The following is a 13,199-nucleotide window of genomic DNA, read 5'->3' as shown; positions in this document are numbered from 1 at the left end:
AGATGCGGGAAGACGCATCTACCATTGATTCAAACGTTCTTCTACCCGGATTAAGAAGTTTTTTGCAAATGCCACCTTGTCATGGGGAGCATCCCTTAAAAGCTCAACGACCGTTCTTTTGAATCGGTCTTGATATTCCAAATGGCGGGCATAGGCGATTTCGCCTTTCGCGGTGACCTTCAAAATGAACCTGGATTGATTGCGAACATCCCTCTCTTTCGCGATCAACCCCTTCTGTTCGAGCTTTTTCAGCACTTGGGATACCGCGCCCTTGGTGACTCCGCAGCACTCGGCCAGTGCCGTAATATGGATGCCTTCATGCTCCTTTATTTCGTTGAGCGTATGAATCTCCGAATGGAACAAAGGCTCGCCGATCCCGTAATCCCTATTTTTCCTGTCCAGTTTCGAAAACGTTTTGAACACATCCAGAAGGGCATTGCTAATTTTCTCTTTTGCGAGTTCACCATTATTCATCATGGCAGAAGTGTACAGTAGCTAAACGCTTTTTGTCAAATCGATTTCCCCCTCAGAAATTAATTTGACATACATCTAATTAGATGGTAATCTAATTTCATGAAATGGAGGAACTGCGCCATGCAATTGGACAAAATCGTAAACTACCACAAAGCGTTGGCCGATCCGACGCGGGTGAGGATGCTGATCCTGCTCAGCGACGGGGAAATGACGGGACAATCGCTGGCCGAGAAACTATGCCTGTCTCCTGCCACCATCACCCATCACGCCGCCAAGCTTCGATCCGTCAGCCTCATCCATGAACGGCGCGACAAGAACACGATCTATTTCTCGCTGAACCATTATTTTATGGAGGCCTACTCTTCGGCGATGCAGAAGCTGATCGCCGGACGCAAGGGTCATCCGGAGGAGTTGGACACGATGGAAGAGCGCAACGAGAAGCTGAAGCAATCCGTGATCAAGAATTTCTTTACGGCAGACGGGCGGCTTAAGCATATTCCGTCCCAGCTGAAGAAGAAGCGGATCGTGCTGGAACACCTGGCCGAGCAGCTCGAGCCCGGACGGACGTATACGGAGAAAGAGATCAATGCGTTTATCGAACGCTTCCATCCCGATTTCGCCACCATCCGCCGCGAATTCGTCATGCATGCGTATCTGTTCCGGGAGAGGGAAATTTACGAGCGGAACCCGCGGGAAATGTGGGAAAAGTGGGAGACGTTAGCTTAGGAAACGCGAAGGGAGCATCTCCTCCGACTCCGGGGAGGTACTCCCTTTTGTTGCATACGCCTTACCCTCGTTTGTCGATCAAGTTCGCCGCATCCTCATCCCCATTTGACGTTGTCCGTTCCGGCATGGTAAATGTGCTTCGATTTCTCGATTTTCGTCGCCAAATACCGGGCATTGTGTCTGGATACGTCTCCCCAGATCGGGTAATGGGGATCGATCGCGAGTCCTTTCTCGCGCAGCGCTTGCAGCTTGTAAGGATTGTTCGTGATCAGGCTGACCGGTTTTCGGCGAAGGCTTTGAAGCACGCGGATCGCCTCTTCGTAGGAACGCGCGTCGTCCGGAAGCCCCAGCTGGAGATTGGCCTCTACCGTATCGAAGCCCGCTTCCTGCAATAGGTAGGCGAGCGATTTGGCGAACAAGCCGATTCCCCGGCCTTCGTGATTCGCCAGATAGAAGAGGGCTCCGCTGCCATGATCCGCGATCATCCGCAAGGAGCGGCGCAGCTGATAGCCGCAATCGCACCGTTTGCTTCCGAAGATGTCGCCGGTATGGCAAATACTGTGCATTCGGACCAAGGAGTGGTCCGCATCGGCGAAATCGCCGTAGACCAATACGGAAGATTGCTGGCTTGCAGAGAGATTCGCGCTCGGTAACGACTGCAGGATATCTTCGATCCGATAGCCGGGCTTGTCCAACGTCACCCAGGAATACCACCGGAACGTGACTTCCTGATGCTCCAATTGCACCGGAAGCCGCACGGGTCCGACCAGGGCGAGGTCGGGGCTTCCCGATTCCTTCAGAATGGCCAGTTTCCCCGCAAGCATTTTGTTGATCTGGTCCGTCATCATGAATTCATCTCCTTGTTCGTGTAAATGCACGATGATGTGCGCTGAAGATTTCCGCATCCGGGCAGGCGCGCCTCACCTCCTTGAAGCATTTGATAGAAACGCAAAAAGCCCCCGCCCATGCACAAGGATGAATGGACGGAGGCGCTCCGTCGCTTCGGCAACTGGCTGGCATAGCGGGATTCCTTCACGTCCGCCGTAGCCCCTGTAGCTTTGCGTCGCCGCCTTTCGGCGGGTTTGCCTTTGTCGTGCGATGCCGGATCCGATTGTCGAAGACGATCGGATTATATCGGTTTTTAGAGAATCGTACACCACGAATATAAATCAGGAATATCGGAAATGCAAGACATATGGCAAAAAGAGGAAGGGGGAATAAGCGGTGGCACGTTTGTCTGATGAACCGTTCGAAGCGGAGACGCTGCCCGAAGAGGCGGCGCCGGCGCATGCGCGGGAATGCGGCCGCTGCGAATTGTCCGGGCAGCGCACCCGTGTCATCTGGGGAGAAGGGAATCCGGACGCTCCGATCTTCCTCCTTCTGGATAACCCCGGGGCAAGGGAAGATCGGCAAGGCAACGCATTCGTCTGCGGGACGCGCGAGACGCTTCAGATGGGCATGAGAGAGGCGGGCCTCCCGACGGACGCCGTATATGTAACGTATTTGCTCAAATGCCGGCCGATCCGGGCCTACGACAAGCCGCTGGCAAGAGAGTCTTGCGCTTCGCATTTCGCAGCTGCAATTGCGGGAGAAACGGCCGCTTCTGTTATTCGGATTCGGGAATGTCGTGGCCGAGACGCTGCTCCCCTCACGAGAGGATGCCAGCGTCAAGGCGCTCCGGGGGAGTTGGCACGAATATGCCGGGATTCCCGTCTCGTTTACCTACCATCCGCTTGCGGTGCGAAGGCGCCCCAACTTGATGAAACCGTTCGTCGCCGATCTAGAGTTTCTCGCGGCACGTTGGAAGAAGATTGCCGCTTCGCGCTTTTAAGGAATCCGGAAGCCGGGTTGTACCCCGCTCAGCCGGTCGTTCTCAGTCGCCAATACGCGCCCGCGGCGCGGATCAGATGCCGGAGGCGGCGATGCATCTTTCTTCTGCTCATAGGCATTCTCTACGCTCCTTTCTTATGATCGTAGTTCCTTTTCAGGCTCGCTAAACAAAATATATAAAGCGCGCTTTCACCGATCAATCCGAGAAATTGGCAAAAAACATCCATTTGGAAAAGCGATTGGCTATGAATCTTCGCGCTGTTCGCGTCTTGTCACGATATTGCACGTTCTTGAAGCTTGTTTCCGGGCGGCACGAAGAAGGGGCTAGGCAGGGGAGCGGCGAATGAGGAGTTAACCTGATAATAGATTCATGGCAACGGCCAGGAGGCAGCAAGCGCTATGGCAAATGATCAATCGTATTCGATCGGGCACGTGTCGAGGATATGCTGGATTTCCGTGGGATGCTGCGGTTCGGAGGGTTGTTCATTCCCTCGGCAAGGGAAAGCATCGAGATGTTTTATCCATTCGAGAAGGACTTCGCCGTGAGCAGCCGCAAGTTCTCGGACCGGTTCGGGCTGCGGGCAACGCCGCTGGAGGATGCGCTGGCCGCGACGGTTGGATGGTACCGGACGAGAGAAACCTCAAGTCCCGGTTGACTCGAGGTTTCTCCATTCTCCTAGGTCTTACGGAAGCACGTTGCCGGCCGCGCGGAAGATTTCGTACCATTCTTCTCGCGTCAGACGGATATCGCCGGCCTTCAGGCAATCCTTAAGCCGCTCGACGTTCATCGTGCCGGTCACCGGCTGCATGTTCGCGGGATGGCGCAGCAGCCACGCCATGGCGATCGTCGTGTTGCTCACCTCGTATTTGGCGGCGATTTCGTCGATTTTCCTGTTCAGCTCCGGGAACTTGTCGTTGTCCAGGAACACGCCTTGGAAAAACCCGTATTGGAACGGCGACCAAGGCTGGATCGTGATGTCGTTCAGCCGGCAATAATCGAGGATATAGCCGTCACGGTTCACCGCAGCTTCATTCTCCATGTTGACGTTGAAGCCGCTGGAGATCATCGTCGCGTTGGTGATGCTGAGCTGCAACTGGTTGGCGACGATCGGCTGCTTTACGTGCTTCTTCAGCAGCTGGATCTGCATCGGGTTCTGGTTGGAGACGCCGAAATGGCGCACCTTGCCGGAAGCGGCCAGCGCGTCGAAAGCTTCCGCGACTTCCTCCGGTTCGACGAGCGTATCCGGACGGTGCAGGAGCAGAATGTCCAGGTAGTCGGTTCTCAGGCGTTTCAGTATTCCGTCCACGGATGCAAGGATATGCTCCTTGGAGAAATCGAACATGCCTTTGCGGATGCCGCATTTGGACTGAAGAATGAGCTTCTCGCGCACCGTCGCGTTCATCTGGACGGCGTCCGCGAAAATTTCCTCGCAGTTGCCCCCGCCGTAGATGTCCGCATGGTCGAAGAAATTCGCCCCTTCTTCCAGCGACGTCTTTACAAAGCGCTCTGCGGCGGCCTTGTCCAGCGAATTGATGCGCATGCAGCCTACGGCAACGACGGGTACCTCCAGGGGAGTAGGTCCCAGCTTGATCGTTCTCATGACGGATCCTCCTTGTATTCAATCGAGCTCTACCATGATTCTATAGCTTTTGGGATACAAATGTAAGAAGTGTAATTCGAATCACTTAGTATACCGGACGTTACTACCTTTCATACGGGGCAACTTCTCACTTGAACAAGTCCGCATACGTGGTAGACTTTGTTACAAAGCAGCTCAAACAAAAAGGAAGTTATGCCGCGATGCTGGATTCCCTGAACCGCAGACTGGAGAAAATGATGCCGCTCATTACGCCGGTCAGTGTATTGCTGGGCGTTCTGCTAGGCAGTCATTTATCCGGGTTCACTTTTCTTTCCCCCTGGATATTTGCGTTTATGACTTTTGCGGGCAGTACAAGCTCGAGTTTCAAAGAATTTCTTAAAGCGGTTGCACAGCCGGTTCCTCTGCTGACCTGTCTGTTCATTCTCCACGTGCTGATGCCTTTGATTGCCATGGGGCTGGGTCATGTGGTTTTCAGCGATGATGCTTATACCGTTACGGGACTGATTCTCGCTGCCGCCATCCCTACGGGAATCAGCAGCCTCGTATGGGTCGCCATCTACAGGGGAAGCACGGTTCTGACGCTTTCGATCATCCTCCTGGACACCCTTCTTTCCCCCTTCGTGGTTCCCTTCACGCTTTCCGTACTCATAGGAGCCAAAGTTCAGATGGACATCGGGGAGATGATGCAGGGTTTATTTCTCATGATCGTGCTGCCCTCATTGCTGGGGATGCTGTTGAACGAAAGGACCAAGGGGAGAGCCAAGGAGATATGGAGTCCGCGGCTAAGCCCCTTTGCGAAGATCGGGATGGGCATTGTCGTGGCCATCAACAGTTCCGTAATCGCGCAATACTTGCGGGATATCAGCTTCAAGCTGCTCGGGACCGCATTGTTTGTTTTGATGCTGGCTTCGCTCGGATACGTCATCGGATGGCTGGCGGCAAAGCTCATGCGCTGGGATGATGATATCGTCATTGCGCTCACCTTCAACGGGGGAATGCGCAACATCAGCGCCGGCGCCGTCCTTGCTGTCGCATACTTCCCCGCCCCGGTCGCGATTCCTGTCGTTCTGGGCATGTTGTTTCAGCAATCGCTCGCTTCTTTGTTCGGATATTTGCTGAATCAGCGATACCGTCTGAGAGAGGCGAGGGTTTGAGTTTGAGTTCGCGAAAGTACAGGGAGCTTCATCACTCCTCTCAAACCGGGAACGAGGAGCGTGGTTATGTCCGGGACAGCTCCTTGCGGACAAGCGGCGCCACCTTCGTGCCGAGCAGTTCGATGGCGCGCAATACTTCCCGGTGCGGCATCGTCCCTACGTTCACGTGCAGGAAGAAGCGCGTGACGCCCAAATTCCGCCGAAGAAGCAGGATTTTCTCCGCGACGAATTCCGGATCGCCCACGTAGAGGGCGCCTCTGAGACTGCGCGCGGCGTCGAAGGCTTCGCGGGTGTACGGGGGCCATCCCCGCTCGCGCCCGATGACGTTCATCTGGGCTTGCGTGGAGGGGAAAAACAGATCGGCGGCCTGCTCGGTCGTATCGGCGACGAAGCCGTGGGAATGCGTCGCGATCTGCAGCCGCGCGGGATCGTGCCCGGCTTGCGCGGCAGCCCTCTTGTAGAGTTCGACGAGCGGTGCGAACCTCTCCGGCATGCCGCCAATGATGGCGAACGCGATCGGCAGCCCCAGCGCTCCCGCTCGGACGGCCGATTGCGGGTTTCCGCCGCTGGCGATCCACACCGGCAGCGGATCCTGGACGGACCGGGGATAGACGCCGAGGCCCGGGATGGCGGCGCGATGCCGGCTGCCCGGCCAAGCTACCTTTTCCGATTTCGTGATCGCCAGCAGCAGCTCCAGCTTCTCGTCGAACAATTCGTCGTAATCGTCCAGATCGTATCCGAACAGCGGGAACGATTCGATGAACGATCCGCGTCCCGCCATGATTTCGGCCCGGCCGTCCGAGAGGCCGTCCAGGGTGGAGAAGGCTTGATAGACGCGGACCGGATCGTCCGAGGACAGCACGGTGACGGCGCTCGTCAGCCGGATTCGCTTCGTCATCGCAGCTGCAGCCGCAAGGACGACCGCCGGGGCGGAGCCCGCGTAATCGGGACGGTGATGCTCACCCACCCCGTACACGTCCAAGCCGACCTGGTCGGCCAGTACGATCTCTTCGACCGCGCGCCGCAGCCGCTCGGCGTGGCTGACGGCTTGTCCCGTGGCCGGGTCGGGCGTTGCTTCCAAAAAAGTGCTGATTCCGATTTCCATCGAGGCAGGTCCTCCAGTTTAATTTCACCAGGGTTACGTCCCGTTTAGGGCCGCGGCCCGAACTGAACATCACGGCGGATCGTCGGATCGTCAGATGCGGTTGCCCTATATTTTACCATAGTTACGATGGGGAGCGTTACGTGGCCGGGTATTTTACGACCGGCCACTTCTCTTTGCGCAGCGAGTTCATCAGCGCCGGCGAGGCGTGCAGATTGTCCTGCACGAGCTGCTTCGGCGTCAGCGCCATCCATTGGTTCAGGGACACGTCGGCGAAGCGGTCGCTTTTGAACATCTCCAGAAACCACAGGCTTCGGTCGCCGGTATTCTGGATGTAATGACCGAACGCGAACGGTACGTAGCCTACGTCGCCCGCCCGATAATCGAAGGTGCGGGCGGTGCCGTTTGCCGCAAATACGGTCATTCGTCCCGTGCCCGTGAGGTAATATTGCCATTCATCGTTATTCGGATGCCAATGCAACTCCCTCATGCCGCCCGGCTTGATTTCGACCAGCGCCGCCGCGATCCTGAGCGATATGGGGAAGTTGGTTGAATCCGCGATGCGCACGGTCCCTCCCGGCGTGACGATCGGGGTCTGGGCCATCAAACGGTGAGTAAAGCTCTTCGGCACGGTGCCGTAGGGATCGGGAACCTTCTGGGTCTCCAGCGGACCGGGCAACTCGGCTTGGAAAATGTAGCGCTGTTCCTTGGGAATGCCGACCAAGGCGCTCTCCGGCACGCCGAAATTCGCCGCGAGGACCTCCTTCGGCGTGTGGGCGAACCAATCGGAGATGGACAAAGTGTTGAGATCGGAGAAGCTGCCGTCGTCGAAAACGAGCAGAAATTCGCAGCCTTCCTCCAATCCTTGAATGGAATGCGGAATGCCGGGCGGAAAGTACCATAGATCGCCCTCCCCTACGTCCGCGATGAAATTCCGTCCGTCCTGGTCGACCGCGGTGATGCGGGCACGGCCCAAAATCATGAAGGCCCATTCCGCTTGCTGGTGCCAATGCAGCTCGCGCACGCCGCCCGGCGTAAGACGCATGTTGACGCCGGCAAGCGTGGTGGCGATCGGCAGCTCCCTAACCGTGATTTGCCGCGACCAGCCGCCGTGATTCAACTGCATATGCGTGTCGGAGAAGGAGAACTTCAGATTGGGAACGGTTCCGGCATCGGTGACCGGCGGAACGAGCAGGTCGGGGTTCTCCATATCGCGCATGACGTCTCTTGGACCGAAATCGGTTGCGCCCGCGCCGTCCGGCCTGATCGGCTGGGGAACGTTCGGATTTGCTCCCCCGTTTCGTGGATCGTTTCCCATAGGATACACCCCTTGCTCACAGAATCTGCCGCAAACTCTCCATTCCCTATTTGATGTTCTGAAGCTCGCGCTTATGCTGGTTTACTTGTCGCCTCGGATCGTCCTCCCCGGATAAAACATGTGCGCGGGGTCGACTTCCTTCTCTTTGGCCGAGACCGAAGACGAGACCAGCTTGAATACGGCGGTTCGGCTGCCCATGGAGGAGACGTATTTCTCCACGTGGATCCTCGCGAGCGGCTTGTCGTAATAACCGGGCACGTATTTGTCCAGCATGCCTTGCATCGCTTCCGTCGCCTCCGACAAGTCCGTTACCGGCTCCACGGTTCCGTCGATGATCACGCTCATGTAGGCGGTATCCGTATTGGCGGGCACCGGATCGGCGATCGTACCGTACTCCTCGCTGACCGTGAAGCACGCCCGCGTATTCCTCTCCATGACCGAGACTTTTCTCCCCTCGGCCGCTCCATGAAAGTAGACCGCGCCGTCACGCCACAGGAAATTCAAAGGAACGACATAAGGAACATCGTCTGACGACAAGCCCAGAAATCCCGTTTTGGCCAGGTCAAGAAAACGTTGGATTTTCGCGTTGTCCGTACATGCGCGTTTTTGCATGCGAATGGGAAACATGGTCCTCTCTCTCCTCCGGTGTGTGATAAGATCATTCTAGGCCCAATGTGTCCTGACCTAAAGTGACAATGATCAAATAAATCATAGGGACAGATGGTGAGAGAGTTGATCAGCTTAACCCCGGACCTAGACAAGCAAAATAAATCCCCCCTCTATCATCAGCTGTACGCTTACATCCGACGGCAGATCGAAGGCGGCGTTCTCCGGGAAAACGAACGTCTTCCGTCGATCCGGCAGCTGGCCTCCCATCTGAACGTAAGCAAAAATACCGTCGAGACGGCTTATCAGCAGCTGATGGCGGAGGGTTACATCCAGAGCAGGCTGCGCAGCGGGATTCAGGTGCTTCCGATGGAGAAGCTGACTTTGGGAGGCAGCGGCATCACCTCGGGAGCCGAGCCGGAACGCGGGGAGCATGAGGGGGCGCGCCGGGACGAACCGGACGCGATCGATTTCGAATACGGGGACGTGGATCGGGAACGGTTTCCCGTCAAGGCATGGAAAAAATGCTTGGCGGACGCGCTGAACGACCGTTTCGACGAGGTTTACGGTTACGGGGAACGGCAAGGCCATTTCGGGCTTCGGAACGAGATCGCCCGGTATTTGTACCAGTCCCGCGGTGTCGTCTGCTCTCCCGGCCGGATTTTCCTCAGCGCGGGGACGCAGCAATCGGTCAGCTTGCTCTGCCAGCTGCTGCCCCTCGCGGATCGAGTCGCCATGGAGGAGCCGGGCTACAACGGGGTGAGGGCCGTGTTTGCCAACCATGGCCGCGAGATCGTGCCCATTCCGCTCGACGAAGACGGGCTCCGGGTCGACCGGCTGCGCATGTGCGGCGCGAAAGCGGTGTACGTGACGCCGTCCCACCAGTTTCCGTCCGGCATCGTGATGCCTGTCCGAAGACGGGCGCAACTGTTGCAGTGGGCGTACGAGAGCGGCGGGTTTATACTGGAAGACGACTACGACAGCGAATTCCGCTACCAGGGCCAGCCGATTCCGGCGCTCAAGGCGATGGATGCGGGGGACCGGGTCATCTACCTGGGCACGTTCTCGAAATCGTTCCTGCCGGGCGCCCGGCTCAGCTATATGGTCCTGCCGGAGTCTCTCGCCAGGGTATATGAGCGGCAGATGCAGCCTTACAGCCAAGCGGTGTCTCCGCTCATTCAGACCGCCGTCTATTTGTTCATGAGAGGTGGAGGGTTCGAGGGGCACGTCCGTAAAATGAGAACCCTGTACCAATCGAGGCACAGAACGCTGATACGCTCCATTCAGGAGTACTTCGGCGGGCGCGTCGGCATTATCGGGCAGAAATCCGGCATTCACCTGATCCTGGACGTGTATGGCCGGAGTGCCCCGGAATTGATCGATCTCGCGTCCCGTCACGGCGTGAAGGTATATTCCCCCGCTATCCATTGGACCGATCCGGCCCAGTGCCCAGAATCCTATGTCCTGCTTGGGTTTGCCGGAGTTAACGAGGAGCGGATTGGCGAAGGGATCATTCGGTTAAGACGGGCATGGTTCGAGTAGGATGCAACAGGCGCCGTCTACCTCGCATCCACATAAAACACTTTCGTATGAAGCAAGTCCAGAGCCCGTCCGATTTCATCCATCTCTTTATCCGAAGCCCCTTGAATTCGCTTCAGGAAAATGGCTTCCATGCGGTTGAAATCCTCGTTCATGAGGACCTCTCCGTCCCTGGATAGACGGATATACTGCTTCCGCCGATCCTGGGGATCCGTAACTTTCTCGCATAGTTTTTTTTCGCATAATTTTTTGATCTCGCGGCTCGTGTTGGGCATGGAGATGCGCTGGCAATCGCTGATTTCGCTCAGGGTAACGGGCTGACTGACGGCGATATACTGAAGAATGCCATATTGCACAAGTGTAATGTCATCCGATTTAATATCCTTCGTCATTTCATTCGTCACTTGATGAACGGAAGTCGCGAACGAAACGAGTTTCTGGAAAAACGCCTTCTGGTCCACAACGCTCACCTCTTACGGTAACGATAGCAAAATCATTATCAATTAACAATTATCATTTGACAACTAAAAGACAAAGGTGTTACCTTTTACTTATCAAATGATAAACAAAAGAGGTGGCGCTTTGAAGACGCTGATCATTTACACTCATCCGAATCATCAGAGCTTAAGCTATGCCTTTCTGCAGAAGGTCATTCAAGGAAGCGGCGAGAACCCCGGCATCGAGGAAGTCCAAGTGCTGGATTTATACGATGAGGGATTTGATCCCCTCCTGGTTTTCAACGAGAACAAGCGCAGGAGAGACATGCATAAAGATCCGAACCTTGCAAAGTACAGGGAGCAACTTTTATGGGCAGACAAAATCGTTTTCGTGTATCCGATCTGGTGGGGACGTCCTCCGGCTATGCTCCTGGGCTATATCGACCAAATGTTTGCCTCGGGCTTCGCCTATCAAGATCATGGAAGGCTGCTGCCGGAGGGACTTCTGAAAGGAAAGTCGGTCGTTTGCATTTCCACCATGAAGGGGCCGCCGCTGTATCCGTTATTTTGGCTGTATAACGCCCACAAAGTGCTGATGAAGAAAGCTCTCTTTCAGTATGTCGGCATCAGGAAAGTGAAGTTTTTCGAGTTCGGGAACATGGAAAGTCCGAAGGGCAGACACAGCAAGAAATTAGAGAAGGTTTACCGCTATTTCAAAACCGTAAGCAGCTGACCGGGCACGAAATCACGCCGCGGAATCAAAGCTTCGAAATGAGGTAGTCCGCGGTGCGAATGGCGAGGGATACCGTGGATAAAGTCGGATTGGAGGCTCCTACGAGCGGGACAACACTGTTATCGGCTACGAATAATCCGGACATGCCGTGCACCTCGCCGTAACGGTTCGTACCTCCTTCCCGGCTGTCCTCGCTCATGCGGCAAGTTCCCGAGACATGATTGTCTTGACCCGCGGGCATGAGGCAAATCTTGGGCCTTCCGTCCAGGGAAACGAAAGGCGCCCGAATGGTTTCGGAAACTTTCCGGATCGCGCGGACGACTTGCTGGATGACTTCCAAATCTTTATCGCTGTAAGAGAATCGGATCTGGATGTCCGGGACGCCGTATTCGTCGACGCGAGCGGGATCCAAATACACTTGATTGTCAAACCGCGATTCGACCACGCCGAACCCCTCGAAACGAACGGTAAATTCGTTCCGCAGAGGTTCGTCCTCGTACTTGTACCAGAAGTAGCCTCCGGGTCCGTACAGCTGAATTTGATAAGGCTGCCGTTCGCTCGTCTGGGGAATGAGAATGCCGAGCGTCCCCAATTGCTCAGGGAAGTCCTCCCGGTTCAAAAGTCCATGCGCCATGGTGAAAGAATGGATGGCGAGATAATGGCCGACGGCTCCTCCTTGAATTCCGGAATGGAGCAATAGCTGCGGGGTTTCCAGCGCTCCTGCCGAGACGACCACATTCTTGGATTTGATAAAAAACGACCTCTTGTCCGGTGTCATTACCTGTACGCCGACGACTTTTCCTTTTTCGTGGAGCACCCTTACCGCGCGGGCATTGACCGCCAAATCGAAAGACCTGCGGTTTAACGATAGAGCGAAAAAATCCAAACTGCTGAAAAAGACGTTGGAATGGACTTGCCCGTACTTCGTCACGTCCAAATCGACGGCCATCGGCAGGCCGGACGCTTCGGTAAAGCCGCCTGCCCGTAGCCGGTCGACCAGAACCTCCGTGACCCGGGACCCTTTGGTGTAGTCCCGGTTCACGCTCATCACCTGCTCGGCGATATTATAGTAAGCGCTCATCTCTTCCAATGAGACCGGCCATTTCAGCAGCGCGGATCCATGCATGCGGGGAGTGACGCCGGTCCAGAACAGCGTTCTTCCTCCCAGCGCGTGAAGCAAGGTTCCCGCGGGGAAATCGGGGAGTCTCATGCCGATCGGGATGGAGATTTTGGGATTTTCGAACAACTGCCGCCACCGCTCCAAGTTGAGCGTCGGGATGTTGAACGAATGCATAGGCAAGAGAAGATCGCCCGCTTCGACGATACCGATCCGGATGCCGCTTTCCCGCAGACGCTCGCATAACCTCCATAGCACGGCACTGCCGCCAGCTCCCGTTCCGACGATCAGCACGTCATAGTCCGTTTTTTCCATTTGCTCAAGCGGGGTAAGCGGTATCCATTGATCCAAGTAACGGCTTGGGGGATCCGGCGGACAAACGGGAGGGATCGGATTGTTGGCCGGCGTGACGAACGGGGGGAGCTTCACCGGCTCCCCTTGTATATTCCGGTCGGGATCCCGAATCGTAGGATTTAAGGCCAGAAGTTCCGCGATATCGACCCGATGCTGATTTGCGATCGTCCGGAGGGTATGCCCGCCAGGAGCAACGCATATTCTCATG

Annotated in this window: 14 protein-coding genes and 1 riboswitch; of the genes, 6 read left to right on the top strand and 8 right to left on the bottom strand. The window is 56.0% G+C overall.

Translation table 11 applies throughout. The features are described from left to right. Positions 1 to 18 precede the first annotated feature (18 nt). Complete coding sequence (locus GE107_RS08455) at positions 19 to 477, bottom strand: MarR family winged helix-turn-helix transcriptional regulator (RefSeq protein WP_219639247.1); 459 nt, start codon at positions 475 to 477, stop codon at positions 19 to 21. Positions 478 to 594: 117 nt separating this feature from the next. On the opposite strand from GE107_RS08455, the gene GE107_RS08450 reads away from it, so the two are divergent. Further along, positions 595 to 1,200, top strand: a complete 606-nt coding sequence (locus GE107_RS08450) for a DUF2087 domain-containing protein (RefSeq protein WP_219639246.1) — start codon at positions 595 to 597, stop codon at positions 1,198 to 1,200. 95 nt (positions 1,201 to 1,295) lie between these two features. Here GE107_RS08450 and GE107_RS08445 read toward each other — a convergent pair whose 3' ends face one another. Continuing rightward, the gene (locus GE107_RS08445; RefSeq protein ID WP_219639245.1) at positions 1,296 to 2,048 is read right to left on the bottom strand and encodes a GTP cyclohydrolase II; all 753 of its coding nucleotides are present in this window, start codon (positions 2,046 to 2,048) and stop codon (positions 1,296 to 1,298) included. A gap of 153 nt (positions 2,049 to 2,201) precedes the next feature. Further along, a riboswitch (cyclic di-GMP riboswitch) is annotated at positions 2,202 to 2,297 on the bottom strand. A 127-nt stretch (positions 2,298 to 2,424) separates the two neighbouring features. On the opposite strand from GE107_RS08445, the gene GE107_RS08440 reads away from it, so the two are divergent. Next, positions 2,425 to 3,171 (top strand): uracil-DNA glycosylase family protein, encoded by a 747-nt coding sequence (locus GE107_RS08440; RefSeq protein ID WP_370636313.1) that lies wholly within the window; start codon positions 2,425 to 2,427, stop codon positions 3,169 to 3,171. Positions 3,172 to 3,473: 302 nt separating this feature from the next. Next, positions 3,474 to 3,686: a hypothetical protein gene (locus tag GE107_RS08435; RefSeq protein ID WP_219639244.1), complete on the top strand. Its 213-nt coding sequence runs from the start codon at positions 3,474 to 3,476 to the stop codon at positions 3,684 to 3,686. A 27-nt stretch (positions 3,687 to 3,713) separates the two neighbouring features. On the opposite strand, the gene GE107_RS08430 is transcribed toward GE107_RS08435, so the two are convergent. After that, entirely contained in the window at positions 3,714 to 4,631 is a 918-nt protein-coding gene (locus GE107_RS08430; protein ID WP_219639243.1) for an aldo/keto reductase, read from the bottom strand. A 200-nt stretch (positions 4,632 to 4,831) separates the two neighbouring features. On the opposite strand from GE107_RS08430, the gene GE107_RS08425 reads away from it, so the two are divergent. Next, positions 4,832 to 5,785: a bile acid:sodium symporter family protein gene (locus GE107_RS08425; RefSeq protein ID WP_219639242.1), complete on the top strand. Its 954-nt coding sequence runs from the start codon at positions 4,832 to 4,834 to the stop codon at positions 5,783 to 5,785. A gap of 64 nt (positions 5,786 to 5,849) precedes the next feature. Here the strand turns inward: GE107_RS08425 and GE107_RS08420 are convergent, their stop codons facing one another. The 3 genes from GE107_RS08420 to GE107_RS08410 all read right to left on the bottom strand — a co-directional run bounded on the left by GE107_RS08420 (position 5,850) and on the right by GE107_RS08410 (position 8,832). Beyond that, positions 5,850 to 6,890 carry an LLM class flavin-dependent oxidoreductase gene (locus GE107_RS08420; RefSeq protein ID WP_219639241.1) on the bottom strand — a complete coding sequence of 347 codons (1,041 nt, stop codon included), beginning with the start codon at positions 6,888 to 6,890 and terminating at the stop codon, positions 5,850 to 5,852. Between the two features lie 136 nt (positions 6,891 to 7,026). Then, positions 7,027 to 8,205 carry an oxalate decarboxylase family bicupin gene (locus tag GE107_RS08415; RefSeq protein ID WP_219639240.1) on the bottom strand — a complete coding sequence of 393 codons (1,179 nt, stop codon included), beginning with the start codon at positions 8,203 to 8,205 and terminating at the stop codon, positions 7,027 to 7,029. Between the two features lie 81 nt (positions 8,206 to 8,286). Further along, positions 8,287 to 8,832 carry a pyridoxamine 5'-phosphate oxidase family protein gene (locus GE107_RS08410; protein WP_219639239.1) on the bottom strand — a complete coding sequence of 182 codons (546 nt, stop codon included), beginning with the start codon at positions 8,830 to 8,832 and terminating at the stop codon, positions 8,287 to 8,289. Between the two features lie 105 nt (positions 8,833 to 8,937). On the opposite strand from GE107_RS08410, the gene pdxR reads away from it, so the two are divergent. Further along, the gene (gene pdxR, locus GE107_RS08405) at positions 8,938 to 10,353 is read left to right on the top strand and encodes a MocR-like pyridoxine biosynthesis transcription factor PdxR (protein ID WP_219639238.1); all 1,416 of its coding nucleotides are present in this window, start codon (positions 8,938 to 8,940) and stop codon (positions 10,351 to 10,353) included. Positions 10,354 to 10,370: 17 nt separating this feature from the next. Here the strand turns inward: pdxR and GE107_RS08400 are convergent, their stop codons facing one another. After that, positions 10,371 to 10,811, bottom strand: coding sequence for a MarR family winged helix-turn-helix transcriptional regulator (locus GE107_RS08400; protein WP_219639237.1), 441 nt, complete (start codon positions 10,809 to 10,811; stop codon positions 10,371 to 10,373). Between the two features lie 121 nt (positions 10,812 to 10,932). On the opposite strand from GE107_RS08400, the gene GE107_RS08395 reads away from it, so the two are divergent. Then, entirely contained in the window at positions 10,933 to 11,520 is a 588-nt protein-coding gene (locus GE107_RS08395) for an NAD(P)H-dependent oxidoreductase (protein WP_219639236.1), read from the top strand. A 25-nt stretch (positions 11,521 to 11,545) separates the two neighbouring features. On the opposite strand, the gene GE107_RS08390 is transcribed toward GE107_RS08395, so the two are convergent. Next, on the bottom strand, positions 11,546 to 13,198 hold the full coding sequence (locus GE107_RS08390; RefSeq protein WP_255570319.1) for a GMC oxidoreductase: 1,653 nt from the start codon (positions 13,196 to 13,198) through the stop codon (positions 11,546 to 11,548). Position 13,199 lies beyond the last annotated feature (1 nt).

Origin of the sequence: Cohnella sp. CFH 77786 (assembly GCF_019400745.1) — a bacterium.
Lineage (GTDB): Bacteria > Bacillota > Bacilli > Paenibacillales > Paenibacillaceae > Cohnella.
The sequence above is the reverse complement of the archived record's forward strand: the minus strand, read 5'-3'. Positions and strand labels throughout refer to the sequence as shown.

Excerpts from the sequence above, each read along its gene's own strand:
- GE107_RS08425 (WP_219639242.1), top strand. The coding sequence starts at position 4,832 with ATGCTGGATTCCCTGAACCGCAGACTGGAGAAAATGATGCCGCTCATT.
- GE107_RS08450 (WP_219639246.1), top strand. The coding sequence starts at position 595 with ATGCAATTGGACAAAATCGTAAACTACCACAAAGCGTTGGCCGATCCG.
- GE107_RS08445 (WP_219639245.1), bottom strand. The coding sequence starts at position 2,048 with ATGATGACGGACCAGATCAACAAAATGCTTGCGGGGAAACTGGCCATT.
- GE107_RS08420 (WP_219639241.1), bottom strand. The coding sequence starts at position 6,890 with ATGGAAATCGGAATCAGCACTTTTTTGGAAGCAACGCCCGACCCGGCC.
- GE107_RS08390 (WP_255570319.1), bottom strand. The coding sequence starts at position 13,198 with ATGAGAATATGCGTTGCTCCTGGCGGGCATACCCTCCGGACGATCGCA.
- GE107_RS08415 (WP_219639240.1), bottom strand. The coding sequence starts at position 8,205 with ATGGGAAACGATCCACGAAACGGGGGAGCAAATCCGAACGTTCCCCAG.
- GE107_RS08455 (WP_219639247.1), bottom strand. The coding sequence starts at position 477 with ATGATGAATAATGGTGAACTCGCAAAAGAGAAAATTAGCAATGCCCTT.
- GE107_RS08410 (WP_219639239.1), bottom strand. The coding sequence starts at position 8,832 with ATGTTTCCCATTCGCATGCAAAAACGCGCATGTACGGACAACGCGAAA.
- GE107_RS08430 (WP_219639243.1), bottom strand. The coding sequence starts at position 4,631 with ATGAGAACGATCAAGCTGGGACCTACTCCCCTGGAGGTACCCGTCGTT.
- GE107_RS08435 (WP_219639244.1), top strand. The coding sequence starts at position 3,474 with ATGCTGGATTTCCGTGGGATGCTGCGGTTCGGAGGGTTGTTCATTCCC.